The organism is Martelella mediterranea DSM 17316 (genome assembly GCF_002043005.1).
Classification (GTDB): Bacteria; Pseudomonadota; Alphaproteobacteria; order Rhizobiales; family Rhizobiaceae; genus Martelella; species Martelella mediterranea.
In genome coordinates this window covers 2,787,152-2,808,286 of record NZ_CP020330.1, presented here as the reverse complement: position 1 = coordinate 2,808,286, position 21,135 = coordinate 2,787,152, and the positions used below count along the sequence as shown (strand labels likewise).

Genomic DNA, 21,135 nt, shown 5'->3' with positions numbered 1-21,135 from the left:
TTTACCCCCATTTCCAGAACATTAAAGTTTACACATGTGGAATACACGATAATGATACCAAATACTCCATTCACCCAGTTATTTCACCCCAAGGAGATTCGAGTTTTCCCGCAACAGCCCAACCAATAGAGTCATTTCGTATCAACCTGCATTTATACAGCACTTTCAGGTCTATAAAAAAATGAAAAGTGTGCATTGCAATTACGGGACCCGACAAAAATACACTACCCGCCCCAGCACGCTCAGCGTATCCGCGTGTGTCTGGTCGAGGAATTCCGGTTGATAGGCCGCGTTGTCGGAGCTTAGTTCCAGTTTGCCGTCCATGTGCCACCTTGCTCGCTTTACCAGGAGCACGTCCGATACTCTGAAGACGTAGAGGCAGCCGTGTTCGATCTTTTCGGTCTGGCTTTGGTCTATGACCAGGATGGAGTCGTCCGGGATTGTGGGCTGCATGCTGTCGCCGCGGGATTTCATGACGAAGCAGTTGTCTGGCGATGCGCCGAGGCTGCGCAAGAAGGAACGTTCGAAGGCCACGGAACCGGCTGGCAGTTCGTCCAGGGCGATGCGGCCGAAGCCGGCGGCGGCCTCGGCAGCGAAAAATGGTAAAGTGATAAGGGTCTTTTCGGACTTTAAACGCGGGGATCGTTCTTCGAACATCTCCCCTTCCCCTGTCAAAATCCAATCGACATTAACGCCCAGCTTTTGCCGATAGGCCAAAAGCACGTCGCTGTTTGGCTGGTTATCGCCTCGCTCATAGTTGGCGACGCTACGGTTATGAATTCCTAAAATATTAGCAAAATCATCCCGTTGCTGGTCTCCAAGAGCCGTCCGGACTTCTCTCAGCCGTCGACCGAGCTCGGTTTTGAATATCTCTTGGCGTGCCACAAAACCCCTAAAACACAAACTCCGGGTTTACAAAGTCCGGATTATGTCTTATCCCTATGTCTGTAGCGCACTCGCTGACGGCAAATGCGCGTTGTTTGACCAAAAATAAGGGCTGCGCCAACAGCCCCAGACCGGAGAGACAGATGCCGGATAAGCCCAGAACGTGGGATCAGTTCGCGATCAAGGCGGAGCTTCATCGTCGCGGTATGACGCTGACGAAGCTCGCCGAGATCAACAAACTCAACCCCGGAACCTTCCGCGCCGTATGGAAGCGGCCAAATCAGAAAGTGGAGCGTGCCATCGCCCGCTTTCTCAAGGTTCCCGTCGAACTGCTTTTCCCCGGCCGCTATCCCAAACGGTCGAACACCATTCTGTCGCGCGAATACGCGGCAGAGTCCACAGGCGAGAAGACCACGAAGGACGCCGCCTGATGAACGTGGAGCGGAAGGAACAGACGGTTCTGGCCAGTTTCTCCGGTTTTCCGAAGAGGCTCATCTCTGTCGAGACGCTTGAGCCCGGCCGACGCAAGCTGTCCTTCCGTTCCACGGCTCGCATCTTTTCCGTTTTCCGCCGCAACCACAAGTCTAATCGTCACGGCGAATTAGACATGGCGTTTGCGACTTCGACATGCCGGAGAAACGCATGACCATTAATCTCCACAGCGCTCATGAACGCGAACACGCGCTCTACCATGCCTGCGTCATGGCGGTGCGGGAGGGCTTTCCCTATCTGACGATCAGCGAGATCATCGACCCGCCGCATGAGATGTTCGACGCGGCGCTGGCGCGGCAGATCGCGCTGCACATATTGATCCGCAAGTTCAACGTGCCGAAACGGCGCGTGGCGCGGATGCAGGAAAGATCCCGAGAGTCCGTATACCGGGCTCTGCGCATCATCGACTATCGCTGCGAAAACCCGGTGTTTCTGGCCTACTACGCCGCCATGGCGGAGCGCGCCGACGCGGCACTGACCTCGATCTACGAGGAGGCGGCGTGATGAAGTCCCCAATCATCGAAGGCATCGTCGAGTACATGGACCGAAAGGGCCGTGATGAGTACGACGGCTTTCAGTCGCTCACCAGCATTCTGGAGCTTCTGGGCTGCCAAGACGATGAGGAGAAGGCGTTTAGCGTCTTCACGACGCTACTGTTTCTCTATGCCGACGAACTGCTGGAGACGTTCAATGGCCGCTCCTGAAGTTTTGTCACCCAAGACTGGGTCGCCGGTCGGCATTGTGTTTTTGATCTGCTCGATCAAGCTTTCCGGCGTGACTGGCCTGCCCGCAGCGAATAGAGCCATGACCGCCTCGGCCACGGGATGGCGCCACAGCGTCTCATCGCCACGTTTCGCATCATTCACGGTGCGGACGACGCGATCCGCGAATGCTTGCTTGCTTTCTTTTTTGTCGCTCATTCTCATCGTCTCCAATTGGAATTTGGGTTTGGGGATGATCGGTTCCGGGGCGGGTGTAAGCGCCCCGGGACCACAACTTTCAAGTGATTCTCGATCTGTTTCAAGCAAGGAGCGGCTCTGATGGCTGTTTCCAAGACCATTCCCATTGCCAAAATCCATGTGCCGGAGCGGCTTCGCGCGGTTGAGGAAGACCATGCGCTGGCGATCTCGGCCTCCATTGTGGAGCACGGGCTTTTGAACCCGGTGACGGTGCGGGCCACACCCGCCGCCAAGGGCGGGGCATATACGCTGGTGGCTGGCGCGCACCGGCTGCGCGCCATGGAGCTGCTGGACGAGATGGAGATCGACGCGGTTGTCGTCGATGCGGATCAACAGGAGTCGGTTCTTCTGGAAATCACCGAGAACCTGTTTCGCAATGAGCTTTCGGTGATCGACCGGGCCGTGTTTGTGCAGACGTACCGCGATGTCTGGGAGAGCAAGTACGGCAAGATATCGAGTGGTCGCCCCGAAAATAGGTGCAACTTGCACCAATTAATCGAAGGCGAAGCAAAGGCCGGGTTTTCAAGGCATGTCGCCTCCCGGATGGGCATCTCGACCGATGTCGTCAAACGACTGAACTTAATAGCCCAACGCCTGCACTCCGATCTCCGCGCAGCCGTGCGAGGCACGCCCGTCGCCGATAATCAGGCGGCGCTTTTGAAGCTTGCCAAGATGGAGCCGCAGGAGCAGCGGCGCGCGGCGATCGCGCTTCGCGCCGAGGGCGGCGATCTGAAGAAGGCGCTTGGCCATGTCAAAGCCGTCCGCCCCTCGGAAAAGCCCGAGGCGAAGCGCGACGGCATGCTGAAGGCGCTGCTGGAAATCTGGTCGAAGGCTGACGATGCGACGCGCAAGGCGTTTCTGGCGGAAATCGGCCGGGAGGATGCGGCATGAAGCCCGATCCCGATCAGCTCGATTTCTTTGCCGCGCCGCTGTTTCCGGTGCGCGAGGCCGCGCAATCCATCGACCTTGAGCGCTTCCGGGCGCGGGTGAAGCGGGCGATGGCGCGGGCAATCCGCGAATGCCCTTACGACCGGCCGACGATCGCGGCGCGGATGGCACTCTATCTCGGGCTCGCCAGCATCTCCAAGGCGACGCTCGATGCTTATACGGCGGAAAGCAAGAACGGCCACGATATCAGCCTCGCGCGGTTCAAGGCATTCGTGCGGGCAACCGGCGCGGTTTGGCTTTGGGACGAGATCGTTTCCGATGACGGGCTGCTGTTGCTGGAAGGCGACGAGGCGCGGCTTGCCGAGATCGCCCGGCTGGAACAGGAACGGCGCAAGCTGACCGCCGAGCTGAAGTCCTTGACGGCGCGGCCCGTGAACATTCGGCGGGGGCGGACATGAAGGAGTGGTTTACCTCTACCGAGCTCGCCGAGGCAAAGCTGCCGGACATGCCGGGCACGCGGCGTGGCATCGAGCAGTTCGGCGAACGCCAGGGCTGGCGCACCAGTGCCCATGTTCGCAAGCGCGCGGGGCGCGGCGGCGGGTTTGAATATCACATCTCGCTTCTGCCGAACGCCGCTCAGGCGCGGCTGAAGGTCGGTCATTTCGAGGCCGAGCATAAGCAGGACCGGGAAGCCGCTGCCGCCCGCAAGCAGCTTTGGGCGAGATATGAAGCCCTTTCAAAGCCCCATAAAGAGGCCTGTGAAAGGCGTTTGAAGGCGCTTTTGAAGGTCCGTGAAATGATCGACGCGGGCGTGACCGCGCGGACAGCCTTCGAGGTCGTCTCGAAGATGGAAGGCGTCAGCCAGCGCGTTCTCTACTACTGGCAGTCGCTTGCCGACAAAGCGCCGCGCGCCGATTGGCTGGCCGCGCTAGCGCCCTCTTTTGCCTCCGCGACGCGAGCGGCTGAATGCCATGAGGATGCATGGAAGATGCTGATTTCCGACTATCTGCGGCCGGAACGCCCGGCATTTTCAGCCTGCTACCGCCGCATGGCCAAGGTTGCCAAACGCGAGGGATGGACGCCCGTGCCTGGAGAACGTTCGCTGCGCCGCCGGCTGGAGGCGGAAGTGCCGCGCGCCGAACAGGTGATTGCCCGCGACGGCAAGGAAAAGGCGAAGGCACTTTATCCGGCGCAACGACGCAGCCGGGCCGGTCTCCACGCGATGCAGGTCGTGAACATGGACGGCCACAAGGTTGATGTCTTCGTGTCCGTACCTTGGGCGAAAGACCCGACGCGCATGTATCTGATTGCCATTCAGGACGTCTACTCCGGCAAGATCGTCGCATGGCGGCTTTCGGAGGCCGAGACATGGACGGCGGTCCGCCTGGTCATCGGCGACATGGTTGAGGCATTCGGCATTCCCGATGACATGGTGCTGGATAATGGCCGTGCCTTTGCCAGCAAGTGGATTTCCGGCCAGACGCCAACGCGCTTCCGCAACAAGGTTCGCGAGGAAGACCCGCGCGGGCTGGTGACGACGCTCGGGATCAATTTGCACTGGTCCCTGCCCTATTCCGGCCAGTCCAAGCCGATCGAGCGCGCCTGGCGGGATCTGGCCGAACTCATCGGCAAGCATCCGTTCTGCTCGGGCGCCTATACAGGCAACAAGCCCGATGCAAAGCCGGAAAACTATCGCGAGCGCGCAATCCCGCTCGATGAGTTCAAGGCGCATGTGGCCGCTCAGATCGCCGAGCACAACGCCCAGACAGGACGCCGTGCCGAGACCTGCAAGGGCCGCAGTTTCGACGAAACGTTCGAGGAAAGCCTTGCAAAGCCCACCAGCATCGTTCGCTGGCCATCGGCGGCGCAACGCTCGCTCTGGCTGCTCGCCTCCGAAGGCATCAAGGCTTCCAAGGGCAATGGCATGATCCATTTCCAGAAGAACCGTTACTGGTCGCCCGAGCTCACCCAATATGCCGGCAAGAAGGTCACCATCCGCTTCGATCCCGACAATCTGCACCAGCCGGTGCGGATCTACGATCTGCAGGACAGGCTGATCTGCGATGCAAACTGCATCGACGATGCGGGCTTCCTCACTATGGGCGAGGCCAGACGGCACAACAGAACCCGCAGCGAGTTCACGCGCGCCAACAAGGCCGCGCTTGCCGCCAAGAAGAAGCTCACCGCGCGCGAGCTCGGCGAGATCATCTATCGCGGCGAAAAGCCCGAAGCCCCCTCGCCTGTCGAGCCTCAGCGCCCGGTGGTCACGCGCATTGCCACCGTGCCGCAGATGAAGCCGCGGCAGCAGGAAGACGAGATCGACTTCGAAGAGAGTTTCTCCCGCGCCATGTCCATGATCCGGGGCGATAGCGGGGTGATCAAGTTCCCGAAAGGGAAGGCGTCGGACGCCTAGTCATGTCCGGCGGACAACCGAAATGTAGTGCGTACGGTTCCAAAAAAAGAGGGCGGGGTCACCCCCGCCCCAGAATGTAGCAAAGGAACCATAAATGAACATCTATTCCGGCACAAGCCAAACCAAGACACTCTGGGAACGCCCCGTCGCGGGACCGGAGCTTACCGCAAACCGCAGCCAGGACGATATCGACCAGTGGTGGTCGCTGATCGACCGCACCATCGAGGTGGCCAACGGCAACGGCTGGACGAAGGCCGAGGTGGCGCGCCGCTGCGGCATGGCCGACGGCACATTCTCGCAATGGGTCTCCGGCAAATATAACGGCCGCCTGGACAAGCAGAACCAGACGGTGCGCCAATGGCTCGATGACGTCGAGGACCAAGCGGCGTTCGCGGCGAAAGTCCCGCAATCGCCGACCTTCCTCAAAACCCGCACCGCAAATGAGGTGCTGGAAACGCTCAACTGGGCGCAGGTCACCTCCGATTTCGTGATCGTCACGCTGGCCGCCGGCATGGGCAAGACCATGGCCTGCAGGCATTACTGCGCGACCCGCCCGCATGCCTATCTCGCGACCGTAAGCCCGCACACCAAGAATGTGCATGCAATGCTCATCGAGCTTGCCGCCGAGCTGAACGTGCAGGAGCACAATCCGGCCAAGCTCACGCGGGCGATCGGCAAGAAGCTGGAGCGCATCGGCGGCGGCACGCTGCTGATCATCGACGAGGCGCAGAACCTTGTCGATGACGCGATCAACCAGCTCCGGCACTTCGTCGATATCTATGGCTGCGGCGTCGCGCTCGTCGGCAATGACGAGGTCTATGGGCGCTTTGCCAGCAAATCCGAGGGCCGCTCCTATGCCCAGCTTCGCCGGCGCATCGGCAAGCGGCTCAATCGCCGCCAGCCGCTCCGGCAGGATCTCGAAGCCTTTATCGATGCCTGGGGCGTGACCGATCCGGTCGCGGTCAAGACGCTGATCGGCATGGGGCTGAAAGGCGGCGCGCTCGGGCAGATCGACAAGACGCTGAAGCTTGCGGCCATGCTGGCCATGGCCAATGACGAGCCGATCAACGCCCGTCATGTCGAGACTGCCTGGAAGAACCGTGACGTGGAGGACATCGCCTGATGAGCCACCTCGACACGACGCTCAGCGACACGCTGGCGCACTACGCCATTCAATTCGAGGATTGCTCCCATACCGGCTGCTCGCTTTCGGCCGAGGAGACCTTCCGCTTCGTCAAGCAGCTCAAGGCGATGCGCCGGCTTGCCCGGTCGATGGAAGAAGAAGTCGCGATCCATCGGATCACGGAGCAGCGCAACGCGCAAAGAAGCATGCTCGACCACGAGGCCGGCCGCAAACTCGGTCAGCTCGTCGCCGACCCGGAGGGCAAGATCGTCCGGCCGGATTTCACGGGAGGAAGAAGATGAACCTGCAGGCATCCGACTATCTCGGCGGCGTGCGCGACGAGATGCGGCTGTTCATCCGCGCGCGGAAGCGCCCGACGGTCAACGAACTTGAAGGTATCCTCACGCGGCTCAACACCGGCATCGCGCTCACCGAGGAGCTGGAGGCGGAACACCGCCTCCTCGCTGAAACGAAGCGGCACCTGCCGCCGCTGAAACTGACCCTGACCGAAGACACCAATGGAGGCGACGCGGCATGAACGCGATGGAAGCATGCATTCTTGAGAACGAAGAGCGGCAGGTCCGCGTCGCCGAGATTGGCGGGGCGCGCTATGTCGAGGACGTGCGCGGCCGGTTCGTGCCGGAGGCGCTTTACCAGGCGCAGGTCCGCGAGATTGGAACCGGCGTGATGCTGGTGAACGGCCGGGATTTCATGACAGATGCCAGCGCCCGGTTGGTGCCGCTCGACATGGTCAAGCCGCAGCACAAGCTTGAGGACGAGGTGGTGCGCAAGGTCATCGCCTTCGCCTTCGACCTTTCCGCCCAAATCAGCCGTTTCCTCGAACACACCATGATTGACCTCGACGGCTTCGACGCGCTGCTGGCGCAGGAATACGAGGTCACCAAGGGCGGCAAGAAGGGCAACCGGACCTATCAGTCCTATGACGGGCTGCTAAAGGTCCAGGTGCAGGTCGCCGAGCGGATCGACTTCGGCCCGGAGCTGCAAATTGCCAAGGGGCTGATCGACGAATGCCTGAACGAATGGTCGGCGGAAAGCCGGCCGGAGATCCAGGCGATCGTCACCCGCGCCTTCAACACCGACAAGGAAGGCCAGATCAACCGCGCCGAAATCTTCGGCCTGCTCCGCCACAACATCGAGGACGCGCGATGGCAGCGGGCCATGGGCGCGATCCGAGACGCGATGCGGGTGACGGGATCGAAGCAGTATGTCCGGTTCTATCACCGGCGCACGGTAGAGGACCGCTGGCAGGCGATCACGATCGATTTGGCGAGGGCTGGTGCGTGATGGCTCGCCTACTGAATGAAGCCGTAGCTCTTCGCTACGCGCTCGGTCTGGGCGCAGTGAGCGGTTTTCTGCGAACCGCTCATATTCGCGAACATGTACGATGCTCCCATCGTCATGGTGCTGAGATCGGAGTTAAAGCCCATATCATCGGCTGGAACCTTATCCGCGATGAAGGCCGCTATGGCATCCTGATCGTAAGTCAGGCCGCAAGGCTCTTCCGAAGCCAAAACGTCGCCAAGGTTTTGAGCAAGCTGCATCATTTCAAAATCTTGGGCCTGTGCGTTCGCACCCAGCAAAAGAAAGGTCATTCCAATCATAACAAGTTTATTCATCTCGATTCCCCCATGGTGGTGACAGCGATAAAGCAGCTTCACATCTTCGCTACCGCAGTTCCGGCCTTCGGGCAGCAGTTTTCGCTATCACACGGTGGAATGCAATGAGCGTTTATCGAAGAATTCACGCAATTTCGAACACGCTCGGCCTAGATGATGAAGCCAGGCGCACGATCTACCAGCGCGTCACCGGCAAGCCGACGCTCACGTTGATGAGTGACACGGAGAAAGACGCCGTCGCTGCCGAGTTTCGGCGGCTTGGCGGAGATCGGCGTCCCGATGGCCGCAAGAAGCTCTCCGGTCCTTTTGCACCGAAACTCCAGGCGTTGTGGATCGGCGCCTGGAACCTCGGGATTGTCGAGAACCGCGACGACAAGGCGCTGCTTGCCTTCGTCAAGCGTCAAACCGGGATCGATCATACGCGGTTTCTCTATTACGCCGATGACGCGGCCAAGGCGATCGAGGCGCTGAAGGCGTGGATAGCCCGCGAGGCGAACGTGGACTGGCGCGTTCATCGCAAGATGCCGCTCTGGCGTCAGGCCGAAGGTTACAAGATCGCCGTGGCGCAATGGGCGTTGCTGCAACAGGACCCCAAGGATTTCTGGAGCGTTGCATCGCTTCTGTCGGGCGCTGATCCGGGCGTGCGGGACTTGACCCGTGGAGAATGGATCAAGGTCATGAACAGCCTTGGCGAAGGTATTCGGAAGATGAAGGCAGAAGCACGATGAGCGGCCGGCGTCACATGCCGGAAACCGGCTTCATCGTTCCGATCGTCACCGACCGCGCGGTGTTGCGCTTTGTCGAACGCTTTCACGGCATCGATGTCGAGACCATGCGGCTGATGATCCAGAGGCGATGCGTGGATGGCGTCAGGTATGGCGCATCCGCCGTGATCTCCGATGGCGCGAAATTCATCCTGCGCGGCGACACTGTCGTGTCCTGCTATCCGAAGCACTGGCCTTCGCGGGATTATCGCGAGGGAGGCGCGGATGGGTGATCCGATCCCTGCCAATCTGGAGCCCTATGTCGCGGTCCTTGGCGAGGAGCTCGCCATCACCTTCTTCCTGAATTTCGGAGGCGCGCCTGCCTACCTTTCGGAAAACCCTCACTCGAGCTCGAACCTTTCGCAAGTGATCGGCCCAGATAAGGTAAAGGCTCTTGCCGAAACGCTCGGTGTGGGTCATCTATATCGCGTGCCGATCAACCGGCGCTGGCTCGCGCGGGCCATGAAAGACAAAGGCTATTCCGTTCTGGCAATCGCCCGCGCGCTGCACGTTTCGGACGTTACCGTCCGGTCCTATCTCAAGGACGAAGACAAGCGTCAGCTCTCCTTTTTCGATCAGGATTGAGCTCTGTCATAAGCATCTTGTGACAGGTAATCCCGAAGCGATTTCTGCATCCTCCGAGCAGCACCAAACAGGCAGCCGGAGCCAGCATGCGCCCCATCAAGGAAATCATCATCCATTGCACCGACACGCCGGTTGGCCGGTCCGTCAGCGTCGCCGAGATCAACCGTTGGCACCTTGAGCGCGGCTGGTCCGGCATCGGCTATCACCGCGTCGTTCATCTCGACGGCCGTCGGGAGGCCGGACGGCCGATCGAGCGGATCGGCGCGCATGTCGCCGGGCATAACACCGGCACGGTCGGCGTCGTCTATGTGGGCGGCAGGTCCGCCGATATGAAACGCACGACCGACACGCGCACGCTTGAGCAGGAAAAGGCGCTCACCGCCGAGATCATCGACCTGCGCGACCGTTTCGGGATCACCCGGATCAGCGGCCATCGCGACTACGACAAGGGCAAGGCCTGCCCGTGCTTCGATGCCCGCGCCGACTATGGTCATCTGTTCAGCGGCATGACCGACGCCATTCCGGACAAGGACGAAATGCTCCGCCGTGGCGATCGCGGCCCGACCGTCGCCGCCTGGGTCGATGACCTTGCGCGTTACCGCGAACTGATCGGGCATGAATGGCCAGTCCAGCCGACCGATGCCTTCGACCATACGATCGAGATGGTGACGATCTGGTTCCAGAAGAGCCGGGGCATCCTCGCCGACGGCGTCGTCGGGCCGCAGACGCGCGACGAGATGGAGCGCGCGCTTGCCGGTCAGGCGCCCTACTTGGCGCTTGCGGCATGAGGCGGGCTCTGATGCAAAAACCCCATTACCGCACGTCTAAGCGCTACATGCTGGCTTCGCAGATTGCGGCCTGGATCGTGATCTTCACCATCGTGATCGCCGCCTGTCTGGACTCCGCTGGCGCGCTGTCGCTTGCGCCGACCGTCATTCCGATCATGGCCGGTCTGGTTGCCGCCATGCTCGGCATTCACCGGGTCACGGGCTCGAAGGACATGCAGACGCTTGCGCGTCAAAGGCATGACCGAGGGGGCGAATAGCGTTGGCCTGGCTGTCCGCACTTTTCACGAAACAGATGGTGCCTGTGATCCTTATCGCAGCGCTTCTGGCTGTGGCCGGCATCGCGACGCGCGCGGCCGTCGGCAAGGTTTCCGACATGATTGACGATCGGATCGCCACGGCAAAGGCCGAGCGCGATGCCCATTGGCGCGCCGAGGTGGCCGAAGCCAATGCCGCGCTTTCCGGCGCGATCGCCGAACTTGCCCGCCAGGCGATGCGCGCCGATGGCGAAATCCGGGCCGCCGAGGCCGCGGCGCACGATCAGCTCAAACAGATGGAGGTCGACAATGCGGCATTGCCTGACGGCGATGGTTGCGGGGTTAGCGCTCGCCGCCTGCAGCTCCTCCCCCGATGATCCGGCCCCCACGATCAAGCTGGTTCAAACGCCTGTCGAGGCGCCGGAAAGCGCGCGCCGGCCGTGCGGGCCGTTGCTTTCCGAACTGCCGGAGGAAGGCGACCTGTCAGAGCGCACGGTCGTCGACAAATGGGGGAACGACCGCATGGCGGTGAAGATCTGCGATCAGCGCCGGGCTGGCGCGGTTGCGGCGATCGACGCGGCGAATGCCGCATTGAGACAAGCGAGCGAGAGACAGCATGAACCGTGAAGACAGGCTGGAGGCAGTCACCGAGGGCCATGACGCAGCGCGCCAGCGCAGGATTGAAAGCGCGCGCCGGGCGCTCGCCGCCTCGGGCGCGAAAGAGTGCGCCGATTGCGGCGAGCTTATCCCGGAGGCGCGGCGCAAGGCGGCCCCCTTCGCCAGACGGTGCGCGGCCTGCCAGTCGGAGCGCGAGCGGGAGTTTTACTGCCGATGACCATCGACCCGCTTCTGCCGTGGCTCACGGCCATCAACAGCCTGATCGCGCTCGGCTCGTTCATCTACGCCTGGCTGACGGCGCGGGCGAAAGGCAACAGCGAGAAGCTCACGACCATCGAGAAGATCGTCATCGAGCATGAGCGGCGCATTCAGGAGATCGAGGGGGAGCTGCGACATCTTCCCGACAAGGACAGCGTGGTCGACCTGAAGATCGCGATGGCGAAGGTCGAAGGGGCGATGTCGGCATTGACCGAACGGCTTGCCGGCATGGGCGCCACCGTAACCCGCATTGACGATTATCTGAGGACGAGGGGTGAAGACTGACATGGTTTCGTTTGAAGAATATTCCGCCCGCGACGCGCGTCTGATCATCCTTCGCGGGCTGTCGGTCGAGACCGACGGCACGTTGAATGAGACGCTGCTGACCATGCTTTTGCGCACCTTCGGCCATAACCGCAGCCGCGATTACGTGCGCACGCAGATCCGCAAGATGGAGGAGCTCGGCGCTGTCACGGTGACGGAAGCCGGCAGCGTGCTGATCCCGTCGATCACCAGGGCCGGCCTCGATCACGTCGAACGCCGATCAATCATCGAGGGCATTGCCCGCCCCTCCCCGGAGGTCTGAGCCATGGCAAAGCGAGGACGCGGAAGGCTTTCGAATATCGATCTTCTACCCGCCGAGTGCGACGACGTCGTCGCCTGGGCGGCGCAGGAGTTGGCGATGCGAAAGCGAACCCAGACGGAAATTTATACGGAGTTTCGCGACAGGCTGCTGGCGATCCAGAGCGAGTACGAGATCAGCTTCGAAATTCCCTCCTTCACGGCCTTCAACCGCTATTCAGTCAACCTTGCCAGGATGACTAAGCGAATCCAGGAGACTCGTGAGATCGCCGCCACCATTGCCCAACGCATTGACGCCGAGGCCTCCGACGAGCTGACGCTGATCACAGCCGAGGCAATCAAGATGCTGATCTACGAATTGCTGCAGGCGACCGAGGACGGCGGTCTTGATCCGAAGGGCGCCATGCAGCTTGCCAATGCGCTGCGCTCGGCCGTCCAGGCGCAAAGCGTTTCCTCCGCGCGCCGCCAGAAGGTCGAGGCCGATTTTGCGGACAAGGCGAAGCAGGCGGTTCAGACGGTGGCGAAAGCGCGCGGCCTGTCCGATGAAGCCGCCGGCGAGATCCTCGACAAGCTTCTGGGGGTCAATACATGAGCGGCCCGATCTCCGAGGAAGAATGGGCGCTCGCCCGAAGGCAGTCGACCGATGCGGTGCTTGAGAGGATCGAGCGCCGCAAGGCTTTGCTGCCCTATCAGGCGCGCACGGTCTCGCTGCTCGAGGGCGTCTGCCCGGTCCTGTTCGTCGAGAAGTCGCGCCGGATCGGGCTCACCTGGGCCTGCGCCGCCTATGCCGTTCTGCGCGCGGCGCGTTCCCGCGAGGCTGGCGGCATGGATTTCATGTACATCTCCTATAGCCAGGAGATGACGCGGGAATTCATCGACGCGGCCGCCATGTGGGCGCGATCCTTCTCCTCGGCCGCGATGGAGATGGAGGAATTCCTCTTCGACGACAGCGACAAGGATGGCGAGCGGGCGATCCAGGCGTTTCGCATCAAGTTCGCCTCCGGCTTCGAGATCGTCGGGCTTTCGTCCGCCCCGCGCACGCTGCGCGGCAAGCAGGGCGTGGTGATGATCGACGAGGCGGCCTTCGTCGATAGCCTGGAACAGCTCCTCAAGGCGGCGCTGGCCTTTCTCATGTGGGGCGGCCAGGTGATCGTCTGCTCGACCCATGACGGCTTCGAGAACCATTTCAACGAGCAGGTCCAGGATATCCTCGCCTGCAAGTCCAGCTACGCGCATCTTCGGATCGATTTCGACGATGCGCTGCGCGACGGGCTCTACGAGCGCATTTGCCTCGTCACCGGCAAGGAATGGTCGCCGGAAGCCGAGGCCGCGTGGCGCGCCTCGATCATCAAGTTCTATGGTAGCGGCGCGGACGAGGAGCTGTTCTGCATTCCCTCGCTGTCCTCCGGAGCTTACCTATCGCGGGCGCTCATCGTGTCGCGGATGAAGGACGATATCCCGGTCATCCGCTGGCATCCGCCGCAGGGCTTCGTCGATTGGCCGAAGGATCTGCGCGAGGCCGAGGTCGAGGCGTTCTGCAAGGAGCAGCTCCTGCCGCATCTTGCAAAGCTCGATCGGCATTACCGTTCCTGCCTCGGCCAGGACTTCGGGCGCACGGCCGACCTTTCGGTCATCCACCCGCTGCAGGTGAGGCCTGACCTGACGCTGGCCACGCCATTCGTCCTCGAACTTCGCGACGTGCCCTATACCTCGCAGTTCCAGATCGTCTGCTTCATCAAGGAGCATTTGCCGCGCTTCTTCCATGCGGCGTTTGACGCGACCGGCAATGGCGCCGCGCTTGCGGAGCTGGCGCGCCAGGAATTCGGCGCGGTCTATGTCTCCGAAATCAAGCTTTCGGAGGTCTGGTACATGGTCAACATGCCGAAGCTGAAAGCCGCCTTTGACGACGGGCTGATCGAGCTTCCGAAGGATGACGACATCCTCAACGATTACCGGGCGCTGAAAATGCAGCGCGGCATCGCCAAGGTGCCGGTCGATTTCCACAATATGGGCGCCGACGGCTTCGAGCGGCATGGCGACGCGGCCCCGGCCGGCGCGCTCGCGGTCTTCGCCAGCGAGCAGGATAGCGGCGAGGTCGGCGCGGGAACGACCGGCGAACGGCCGAGCGCCGAGCCCATGAGCGAATTCGGCAAGGGCTTCAATCTCGTCGATCGCCTCACCGATCTCTTTAGCTTCACGAGGTTCTGACATGGCAAAACCCGATCGCACCGAGATCGCGACTGCGGCAAGCGACCCTTTCATCCCCTCGTTTCAGGGCGTGCTGCAGCCGATGGACGAAGTGCTCGCCGCGCGCGGCGGAGCAAGCGCGCTCAAGCTCTATGACGAGATCAGGCGCGACCCGCATGCCCATGCGGTTCTATCCAAGCTGAAGCTGGAAGTCGTCTCGCGCGAGTGGGCGGTGTTTCCGGCGTCGGAAGCGAGCGCGGACAAGAAGATCGCCGAGGCCGTCGAAGCCCAGCTCAAGGCGATCAATTTTGACAGACTGACGCGTGGCTTGCTCGGCGCTTTCCTGAAGGGCTTCGCCGTTGCCGAAGTCATCTGGACCCATGACGACAGCCTGTGGAAGGCGACGGCTGTCAAGGTGAAGAAGCAGCGGCGCTTCCGCTTCACCGTCGAGGGCGAGTTGCGCATGCTGACCCGCTCCAGCACGATGGACGGCGAGGCCGTGCCCGAGCGTAAGTTCATCGTCCATCGCCATTCGATCGACGATGACGACGACGATCCCTATGGCGTCGGCATCGGCTCGGTCTTGTTCTGGCCGGCCTGGTTCAAGCGGCAGGTTCTGGCGCACTGGCTGCGCGGCGCGGAAAAGCACGCGACGCCGACAACGCTTGCGCAATATAGCGGCGGCTTCGACCAGGCGAAGCAGGATCAGTTGCTCGATGCGCTGCGCCGAATGGCGAGCGACACCGGCCTTGCCGTGCCGGACACGGTCGAAGTCAGCCTGCTTGAAGCCAAAAATGCCGGCAATGGCGTCTTCGAGGCGCTGTCGCGCTATCTTGACGAGCTGATGAGCGAGGCGGTGCTGGGCGAGACGTTGTCGACCAATTCGGGCGAACGCGGCGCGCGCTCCCTTGGCGAAATCCACAATGAGGTCCGCATCGCGATCGCTAAGGCGGCGGCCGATCTCGTCTGCGAGACGGTGCGCGACACGCTGATCCGCTGGTTTGTCGAGTTCAATTGGCCGGGCGCCGCGGTTCCCGAGGTCTGGCGCGACTTCTCGGAAGCCGAAGACCTCAACGAGAAGGTCGAGCGCGACAAGACGATCTATGAGATGGGCTATGAGCCCGAGGACGAGGACTATTTCAACGAGACCTATGGCGGCGCCTGGGTGAAGCGGAAGACGCCGGAGCCGACGGCCGTTCCTCCTGGAAAGCAGACGCCGAAAGCTGAAGACGCGACGGACTTCGCCGAACACTCGCACCTGCCCGACGCTGCGTCGGAGATCGCCGATCAGATGGAAGAATTCGGCGATCCGGTGATCGCGGCGATGATCGAGGAAATCCGCAACCAGGTGAACGCGGCAACCGACTTCGACGATCTGTCGCTGCGGCTCGCCCGGCTTTCGGCCGAAATGGACGTCGACGGTTTCGCGGAGCTGATGGAACAGGGCATGATGCTCGCCCGCCTTGAAGGCCACGACAGCGCGGGCTCCGATGGCTGATCAGATCCCGTTCAAGGAGGCGATCGAGTTTTTCACCGGCAAGGTCAACCTGCCGACGAGGCGCCATGACGACCTGAAGCACGCCGCCCATGTTCGCGGCTTTTCCGTCGCCGGCGTGACCCGCGACGACATGCTGACCGACTTCAAGGCGGCGATGGCAAAAGCGGAGGCAGCAGGAACCGGCCTCAAGGAATTCCGCAAGGACTTCGACGCCATCGTCGACCGAACGGGCTGGCGCTACAATTCGCATGGCAAGACCGAGGAAGAGCGTCGCGCCTGGCGCGCGCGCATCATCTACACGACGAACATGCGCACGTCCTATATGGCCGGGCGCTACAAGCAGCTCACCGATTCCGATGTCCTGAAATACCGGCCCTATTGGAAATACGTCCATTCGGGCGCGCTTCATCCGCGCAAGCTGCATCTCTCATGGAACGGGCTTGTGCTCGCCGCCACCGATCCGGCATGGCGGATCATGTTTCCACCGAATGGCTGGGGCTGCGGCTGCGACATCGAGGCGCTGTCCGAGCGGCAGTTAAAGGCACTCGGAAAGGATGGTCCCGATCAGGCGCCGGACCTTCGCGCCTATCAGGACGCCGATCCGCGCACCGGCGAACCCGAGACGCGTTATCCGGGGATCGATCGCGGCTGGGCCTACAACGTCGGCGAGGAATGGCTCAATGGCGTCGTGCCGTCGGAGCTGCATAAGCCGCTTCCGCCTTTCGATCCGGCAACAAAGCCCGATCCCAATCTGCCGCCGCTTCCCGCCGCCACGGCCGTGCCTGCCGCGCGGTTGCTGTCCGAAGGGCTTTCGGACGAGGATTATGCCGCCCGCTTCCTGCGGGAATTCGGCATCGATCCGGGCGGGTATGGCTATTTCCGCGATGCCTCGGGCGGGATTGTCACCCTCTCGGAGCGCCTGTTTCTGACCCGCGACCAGAGCGGCGCAATCACCGGCAGCAAAGCCAACAAGTTCGATCGCGGTCCCTATATGCTGCTGCTCGCCGACACCATCCGCGATCCCGATGAAATCTGGGCGGACTGGGCGCGCGTTGCCTCGGGCGTCGTGCTGAAGCGCTCCTACCTGCGCAGCTTTCTCTTACCGGACGAGAAGTCGCTATTCGTACGCTTCGAATGGAGTTCGAAGGGCTGGATCGCGACGACCGGGTTTCAGACGAACGCGCGCTATATCCGCAACTTCAGGAAAGGGGCGATGCTCTATCGCAGAAAGTAGAGGGCGGCCACTCCGGCCCGGCCGCCCTGGCGACGCGCTTTACGGATCGTGGCCGGAACAGCCAGACGCGCTCGCAAGAGGAAATGTAGTCAAACCCGAGGAAAACTTCAAACGCGTCGTGTCGGGCGGCGCGCTCAGCGTCCGGCCTACGGAGGGCTCCCGAAAGCCTCGTCCGGACACGAGCATCATACCGCAGGAGGCAAGGGTTTCAAATGGCCGGAGCAACACTCACGATCCGCGACGAGACGATCGACGCCGGGCTGGCGCGGCTTTATGAGGCCGCCGAGACGATCACGCCGGCGCTGAAGAATATCGGCGAGCACGAGGCGGAGGTCACGCGCCGGCGCTTCGTCGATGAGCAAGACACGCAAGGCCGGGCATGGAAGCCGCTCAATCCGCTCTATCGAAAGACCAAGAAGGGCTCGGGGATCCTCAGGGGCGAAAGCCGGTCGCTGTCGCAGATCAGCTGGCAACTGGTCGATGACACGTCCGTCGAGGTCGGCTCGAATGAAGTCTATGCCCGCATCCACAATAAGGGCGGCGTGATCAAGGCGAAGGATGCGCCAGCGCTGGTGTTCTCGATGGGCGGCAAGACGATCAAGGTGAAATCGGTCACCATTCCGAAGCGTCAATTCCTCGGCCTCTCCGAAAAGGACCGCGCGGATATTCTCGACATCATCGAGGACCATTTTGCCCCGTTCGCGAGCGCAGAGTGAAAACCCTCATATTTGCCTCAGGACGCGCGAAGCCTCCCCTGCCCGCTTCGTCATCCGTAAAATTTGGCCGCGCGCGCCCAGCGGCTTTGAAAGGGCTTCGAATTTGATCCGGCATATGATTGCCAGGGGCGACCTGCGGGTTTAAGACTGAAACCGGCCCTTGAGCCCAAATCGGGGCTCTCTCGCAAGGCGCTTGTGAATGTTTCGCGCTAAGCGCCGCTGGCATTGTCGGCGGCATGAAAACATTCGAAATCTTCCGCACCGGCACCCATACCACATCGAAGGGCGAAACGCTCTCTTTCGGTGATGCCGATCTCGGCGCGATCGCCACCGGCTATGATCCGGAAGCGCATCTCGCCCCGATCGTCGTCGGCCATCCGAAACAGGATGCGCCGGCCTATGGCTGGATCAAGAGCCTGAAGGTCGAGGGCGACCGGCTGGTGGCCGAACCCGATCAGCTCAACCCCGATTTCGCGGAACTCGTCAGGACCGGCGCGTTCAAGAAGGTTTCGGCCGCGTTCTATGCGCCGGCAAGCGCCGGCAATCCGACGCCCGGCCGCTATCACCTGCGCCATGTCGGCTTCCTCGGCGCCCAGCCGCCCTCCGTCAAAGGTCTGAAGCCGGTCGAGTTCGATGATGGCGACGCCGTGGTGATCGAATTTTCCGACAGCGACCTCGTGTTCCGCAATGCCTGGGCGCTCGAAAGCCTCACCAAGCTGTTTCGCGGCCTGCGCGACTATTTCATCGAAACCACCGACGCCGAGACGGCCGAGAAGTTCCTGCCCGATTGGGAGATCGACGATCTCGCACGGGCGGCGGCCGACATGCGCGCCGAGGGCCGCGCCCAGGAGGCCCGGCCCGCCTTTTCCGAGACCACAACCGAGGACGACACCATGGACAAGACTGCCGAGGAGCGGCAGGCCGCGCTCGATGCGCGCGAGGCCGAGCTCAACAATCGCGAGACCGCCTTTGCCGAGAGCGAGCGCAAGCGCCGCGCCGATGACGATGCAGCCTTTGTGAGCGGGATCGTGAAGGACGGCCGTCTTCCGGTCGGCCTTCAGGCGACCGCGACCGCGCTGTTTTCCGAGCTTGGCGACGACGATCTCACCTTTTCCGAAGGCGACGAGACGGTCGAGACCTCGCCACGCGCCGCCTTCCGCGACCTGCTCGCCAAACTGCCCAAGCCGCTGATGACCGGCGAATTCGCCACCGGCGACGGCCCGGACTTCTCCGACCCGGTCTATGTCGCCAGCGCCATCGAAACCGAAATCGCCAAGGCGGCCGAAAAGGGCGAGACCCTTTCGCCGGCCCAGGCCGCGATGCGCCTGACGGCGCGCAACTGAGGATTTTTTCATGACCCGTATCGTCAAGACCTTCGTCGCGGCCGGCGCGATCGGCCACCGCCGCCTGGTCGCCTTCACCGCCAATGATGGCGAGGTGGCGCTTGCCACCAGCCCGGACGATCCGATCGCCGGCGTCGTTGACATTCCCTCCGGCGCGACCGCCGGCCAGCGCATCGATGTCGTGCTGTTCGGCCCGGCCGAAGTGGTCTGCGGCGGCGACATCATGCCGGGCGATCCGATCACGGCCGATGCCAATGGCGCGGCCATTGCCGCAGCGCCGGCCGAAGGCGTGAATGCCGCAACTGCCGGCTATCTCCTCACCGGCGCCGAAAGCGGTGATTTCGCCCGCGCCATCGTTCAACGCGGCACGCTGACTGGCGCTGCGGCCTAACCCCAAACCTTTCCCAGGAGCAATCAATGTCCGGTCAGCCCTTTCCCGTCGATCCCGTTCTTGTCGGCATCGTCCAGGCTTACAAGAATGGCGCGCTCATCGCCGATCAGGTTCTTCCGCGCCTCAGCCCGCTTCTGCCGCGCGAGCAGTTCAAGTGGTGGTTCTTCGACTTCGGCCAGTTCATCACGCTGCACGACACCAAAGTCGGCCGCAAATCCTCGCCCAACGAAGTCGAGTTCGAGGCGAAGGAGAAGGAAGACCGCACCGAGGATTACGGCCTCGATGACGTCGTGCCGATCGCCGACAGCGCCAATGCGCCGGCGGGCTACGATCCGCGCGCCTTCGCCGCCCAGCGCCTGATCGATCTGGTGCTGCTCGATCGCGAGGTACGCGTCGCCAATAGGGTTTTCGATCCCGATCTTTACGGCGACGACAACAAGGAAACGCTTGCCGGCGCGGACAAATGGACGAGCCCGGACTCCAAGCCGATCATCGCCTTTGCCGAAGCCGCCGACAGTATGGTCATGCGGCCCAACAATGCGGTGATGGGGCGCGGCTCCTGGACGGCGCTTCGCACCAATCAGAGCGTCTTGCGGGCGCTTACCCCGTCCGGCGCCGCCGACGGCTATGCCAACAAGCGCGCGGTCGCCGACCTGCTTGAGCTCGACGACATCATCATCGGCGAAGGCTGGGTCAATATCGCCAAGCCCGGTCAGCAGGTTCAGCGCCGGCGCTGCTGGGGCAATCACTGCACGCTGTTCCACAAGGCGGGTCTTGCCGACAGCGTTTCGGCGACGCCGACCTTCGGCTGGACGGCGCAGTTCGGCACCCGCGTTTCCGGCTCGATCCCCGAACCGAAGATCGGCCTGCGCGGCTCCGATCGCGTCCGCTCCGGCGAGAGCGTGAAGGAAGTCATCTCCGCGCCGGACCTTGGCTACTTCTTCGAAAACGTCGCCTGAGGCCAGACCCGTACGCCCGGCGAAAAAAGCCGGGCGACACCAATCCCTACGATCAGGAGGCCATAATGGCAGGACGGAAAAAGGCAGAGAAACCCGAGGAAGACGCGAAGGCGACAGCCGATGCCGCAGCATCGAGTGACAACGTCAGCACCGACGCAAACGGTAGTTCCGCCGCGCCTGCGGATGCAGAGACGGAAGGTCCAAAGGCGGATGCCACGCCGGCTTCCGTTACTCCGGATGCGGAAGGCCAGGCAGCGAATGCCGATGACAACGCCGCCGATAAGCCGATCGAGAAACCAGAAGAAACGGCTTTGCCCTCCGGACAGCCGAGTGCAGGTTTGAGCACGTCCCAGGCGAATGCGATCCTGGATGCCGTGCTTGGCACGCCACCCAAGCCGAACCTACGCCGCTTCATCGTGTTCAAGACGATCCGCTTCAAGGGCAAGCGCATTCCGCATGGCGGCCGCGTGACCGTCACCCGCGCCGACCATGATGAGCTCGCCGGCCTCGGCGCGGTTTCGTCCGTCTGGGATCACGGCACGCCAGTCGAGACGGAGTGAG

32 protein-coding genes are annotated in these 21,135 nt (G+C 62.3%); 29 read left to right on the top strand and 3 right to left on the bottom strand.

The features are described 5' to 3' along the window. Positions 1-201: 201 nt before the first annotated feature. Positions 202-885, bottom strand: a complete 684-nt coding sequence (locus Mame_RS13140; protein WP_026173759.1) for an XRE family transcriptional regulator — start codon at positions 883-885, stop codon at positions 202-204. 143 nt (positions 886-1,028) lie between these two features. Between Mame_RS13140 and Mame_RS13135 the strand changes: the two genes are divergently transcribed. The 3 genes from Mame_RS13135 to Mame_RS13120 all read left to right on the top strand — a co-directional run bounded on the left by Mame_RS13135 (position 1,029) and on the right by Mame_RS13120 (position 2,081). Next, positions 1,029-1,316, top strand: a complete 288-nt coding sequence (locus Mame_RS13135) for a helix-turn-helix domain-containing protein (RefSeq protein WP_018066439.1) — start codon at positions 1,029-1,031, stop codon at positions 1,314-1,316. Between the two features lie 211 nt (positions 1,317-1,527). Then, positions 1,528-1,881: a hypothetical protein gene (locus tag Mame_RS13125; protein ID WP_018066437.1), complete on the top strand. Its 354-nt coding sequence runs from the start codon at positions 1,528-1,530 to the stop codon at positions 1,879-1,881. Continuing rightward, positions 1,878-2,081: a hypothetical protein gene (locus Mame_RS13120; RefSeq protein ID WP_155122115.1), complete on the top strand. Its 204-nt coding sequence runs from the start codon at positions 1,878-1,880 to the stop codon at positions 2,079-2,081. Before Mame_RS13125 ends, Mame_RS13120 begins: the two co-directional genes overlap by 4 nt. Here the strand turns inward: Mame_RS13120 and Mame_RS26705 are convergent. Further along, positions 2,028-2,297, bottom strand: a complete 270-nt coding sequence (locus tag Mame_RS26705; RefSeq protein WP_155122114.1) for a hypothetical protein — start codon at positions 2,295-2,297, stop codon at positions 2,028-2,030. The two genes, Mame_RS13120 and Mame_RS26705, sit on opposite strands and share 54 nt — an antisense overlap. 120 nt (positions 2,298-2,417) lie before the next feature. Between Mame_RS26705 and Mame_RS13115 the strand changes: the two genes are divergently transcribed. From Mame_RS13115 to Mame_RS13085, 7 genes are all read left to right on the top strand, one after another. Beyond that, a complete protein-coding gene (locus Mame_RS13115; RefSeq protein ID WP_018066435.1) occupies positions 2,418-3,227 on the top strand; it encodes a ParB/RepB/Spo0J family partition protein in 810 nt (269 codons plus the stop codon). Continuing rightward, positions 3,224-3,682: a hypothetical protein gene (locus tag Mame_RS13110; protein ID WP_018066434.1), complete on the top strand. Its 459-nt coding sequence runs from the start codon at positions 3,224-3,226 to the stop codon at positions 3,680-3,682. Before Mame_RS13115 ends, Mame_RS13110 begins: the two co-directional genes overlap by 4 nt. Next, positions 3,679-5,637 carry a transposase domain-containing protein gene (locus Mame_RS13105; RefSeq protein ID WP_018066433.1) on the top strand — a complete coding sequence of 653 codons (1,959 nt, stop codon included), beginning with the start codon at positions 3,679-3,681 and terminating at the stop codon, positions 5,635-5,637. The genes Mame_RS13110 and Mame_RS13105 overlap by 4 nt, the downstream gene beginning before the upstream one ends. 94 nt (positions 5,638-5,731) lie before the next feature. Beyond that, positions 5,732-6,760 carry an AAA family ATPase gene (locus Mame_RS13100; RefSeq protein ID WP_018066432.1) on the top strand — a complete coding sequence of 343 codons (1,029 nt, stop codon included), beginning with the start codon at positions 5,732-5,734 and terminating at the stop codon, positions 6,758-6,760. Next, positions 6,760-7,062, top strand: coding sequence for a hypothetical protein (locus Mame_RS13095; RefSeq protein WP_018066431.1), 303 nt, complete (start codon positions 6,760-6,762; stop codon positions 7,060-7,062). Before Mame_RS13100 ends, Mame_RS13095 begins: the two co-directional genes overlap by 1 nt. After that, complete coding sequence (locus Mame_RS13090; protein ID WP_018066430.1) at positions 7,059-7,298, top strand: hypothetical protein; 240 nt, start codon at positions 7,059-7,061, stop codon at positions 7,296-7,298. Before Mame_RS13095 ends, Mame_RS13090 begins: the two co-directional genes overlap by 4 nt. Positions 7,299-7,447: 149 nt before the next feature. Beyond that, positions 7,448-8,065, top strand: coding sequence for a DUF3164 family protein (locus Mame_RS13085; protein ID WP_155122222.1), 618 nt, complete (start codon positions 7,448-7,450; stop codon positions 8,063-8,065). A gap of 8 nt (positions 8,066-8,073) precedes the next feature. Here Mame_RS13085 and Mame_RS13080 read toward each other — a convergent pair whose 3' ends face one another. Further along, entirely contained in the window at positions 8,074-8,397 is a 324-nt protein-coding gene (locus tag Mame_RS13080; protein WP_026173758.1) for a hypothetical protein, read from the bottom strand. Between the two features lie 104 nt (positions 8,398-8,501). Between Mame_RS13080 and Mame_RS13075 the strand changes: the two genes are divergently transcribed. From Mame_RS13075 to Mame_RS12990, 19 genes are all read left to right on the top strand, one after another. Further along, on the top strand, positions 8,502-9,125 hold the full coding sequence (locus Mame_RS13075; protein WP_018066427.1) for a regulatory protein GemA: 624 nt from the start codon (positions 8,502-8,504) through the stop codon (positions 9,123-9,125). Beyond that, a complete protein-coding gene (locus tag Mame_RS13070; protein WP_018066426.1) occupies positions 9,122-9,394 on the top strand; it encodes a hypothetical protein in 273 nt (90 codons plus the stop codon). The genes Mame_RS13075 and Mame_RS13070 overlap by 4 nt, the downstream gene beginning before the upstream one ends. Beyond that, entirely contained in the window at positions 9,387-9,746 is a 360-nt protein-coding gene (locus Mame_RS13065) for a hypothetical protein (protein ID WP_018066425.1), read from the top strand. The genes Mame_RS13070 and Mame_RS13065 overlap by 8 nt, the downstream gene beginning before the upstream one ends. Positions 9,747-9,832: 86 nt before the next feature. Then, the gene (locus Mame_RS13060; RefSeq protein ID WP_018066424.1) at positions 9,833-10,534 is read left to right on the top strand and encodes a peptidoglycan recognition protein family protein; all 702 of its coding nucleotides are present in this window, start codon (positions 9,833-9,835) and stop codon (positions 10,532-10,534) included. Positions 10,535-10,545: 11 nt separating this feature from the next. After that, on the top strand, positions 10,546-10,791 hold the full coding sequence (locus Mame_RS13055) for a hypothetical protein (protein WP_026173756.1): 246 nt from the start codon (positions 10,546-10,548) through the stop codon (positions 10,789-10,791). Positions 10,792-10,829: 38 nt separating this feature from the next. Further along, the gene (locus tag Mame_RS13050) at positions 10,830-11,165 is read left to right on the top strand and encodes a hypothetical protein (RefSeq protein WP_155122113.1); all 336 of its coding nucleotides are present in this window, start codon (positions 10,830-10,832) and stop codon (positions 11,163-11,165) included. Continuing rightward, positions 11,098-11,415: a hypothetical protein gene (locus tag Mame_RS26700; RefSeq protein ID WP_155122112.1), complete on the top strand. Its 318-nt coding sequence runs from the start codon at positions 11,098-11,100 to the stop codon at positions 11,413-11,415. Before Mame_RS13050 ends, Mame_RS26700 begins: the two co-directional genes overlap by 68 nt. Continuing rightward, positions 11,405-11,623 (top strand): TraR/DksA C4-type zinc finger protein, encoded by a 219-nt coding sequence (locus Mame_RS13045; protein ID WP_018066420.1) that lies wholly within the window; start codon positions 11,405-11,407, stop codon positions 11,621-11,623. The genes Mame_RS26700 and Mame_RS13045 overlap by 11 nt, the downstream gene beginning before the upstream one ends. After that, positions 11,620-11,949 (top strand): DUF2730 family protein, encoded by a 330-nt coding sequence (locus Mame_RS13040; protein WP_018066419.1) that lies wholly within the window; start codon positions 11,620-11,622, stop codon positions 11,947-11,949. The genes Mame_RS13045 and Mame_RS13040 overlap by 4 nt, the downstream gene beginning before the upstream one ends. Before the next feature lies 1 nt (position 11,950). Next, positions 11,951-12,250: a VpaChn25_0724 family phage protein gene (locus tag Mame_RS13035; RefSeq protein ID WP_018066418.1), complete on the top strand. Its 300-nt coding sequence runs from the start codon at positions 11,951-11,953 to the stop codon at positions 12,248-12,250. Positions 12,251-12,253: 3 nt separating this feature from the next. Further along, positions 12,254-12,838, top strand: coding sequence for a DUF3486 family protein (locus Mame_RS13030; RefSeq protein WP_018066417.1), 585 nt, complete (start codon positions 12,254-12,256; stop codon positions 12,836-12,838). Further along, the gene (locus tag Mame_RS13025; protein ID WP_018066416.1) at positions 12,835-14,454 is read left to right on the top strand and encodes a hypothetical protein; all 1,620 of its coding nucleotides are present in this window, start codon (positions 12,835-12,837) and stop codon (positions 14,452-14,454) included. The genes Mame_RS13030 and Mame_RS13025 overlap by 4 nt, the downstream gene beginning before the upstream one ends. Before the next feature lies 1 nt (position 14,455). Beyond that, a complete protein-coding gene (locus Mame_RS13020; protein WP_018066415.1) occupies positions 14,456-15,931 on the top strand; it encodes a DUF935 domain-containing protein in 1,476 nt (491 codons plus the stop codon). Continuing rightward, entirely contained in the window at positions 15,924-17,165 is a 1,242-nt protein-coding gene (locus Mame_RS13015) for a PBECR2 nuclease fold domain-containing protein (protein WP_018066414.1), read from the top strand. Before Mame_RS13020 ends, Mame_RS13015 begins: the two co-directional genes overlap by 8 nt. 212 nt (positions 17,166-17,377) lie before the next feature. Next, positions 17,378-17,881 (top strand): phage virion morphogenesis protein, encoded by a 504-nt coding sequence (locus tag Mame_RS13010; protein WP_018066413.1) that lies wholly within the window; start codon positions 17,378-17,380, stop codon positions 17,879-17,881. Between the two features lie 236 nt (positions 17,882-18,117). After that, positions 18,118-19,224: a peptidase gene (locus tag Mame_RS13005; RefSeq protein ID WP_018066412.1), complete on the top strand. Its 1,107-nt coding sequence runs from the start codon at positions 18,118-18,120 to the stop codon at positions 19,222-19,224. Positions 19,225-19,234: 10 nt separating this feature from the next. Beyond that, positions 19,235-19,615 (top strand): DUF2190 family protein, encoded by a 381-nt coding sequence (locus Mame_RS13000; protein ID WP_018066411.1) that lies wholly within the window; start codon positions 19,235-19,237, stop codon positions 19,613-19,615. A 26-nt stretch (positions 19,616-19,641) separates the two neighbouring features. After that, positions 19,642-20,574: a major capsid protein gene (locus Mame_RS12995; protein ID WP_018066410.1), complete on the top strand. Its 933-nt coding sequence runs from the start codon at positions 19,642-19,644 to the stop codon at positions 20,572-20,574. Positions 20,575-20,639: 65 nt separating this feature from the next. Continuing rightward, on the top strand, positions 20,640-21,134 hold the full coding sequence (locus Mame_RS12990) for a hypothetical protein (RefSeq protein ID WP_018066409.1): 495 nt from the start codon (positions 20,640-20,642) through the stop codon (positions 21,132-21,134). Position 21,135: the final 1 nt, after the last annotated feature.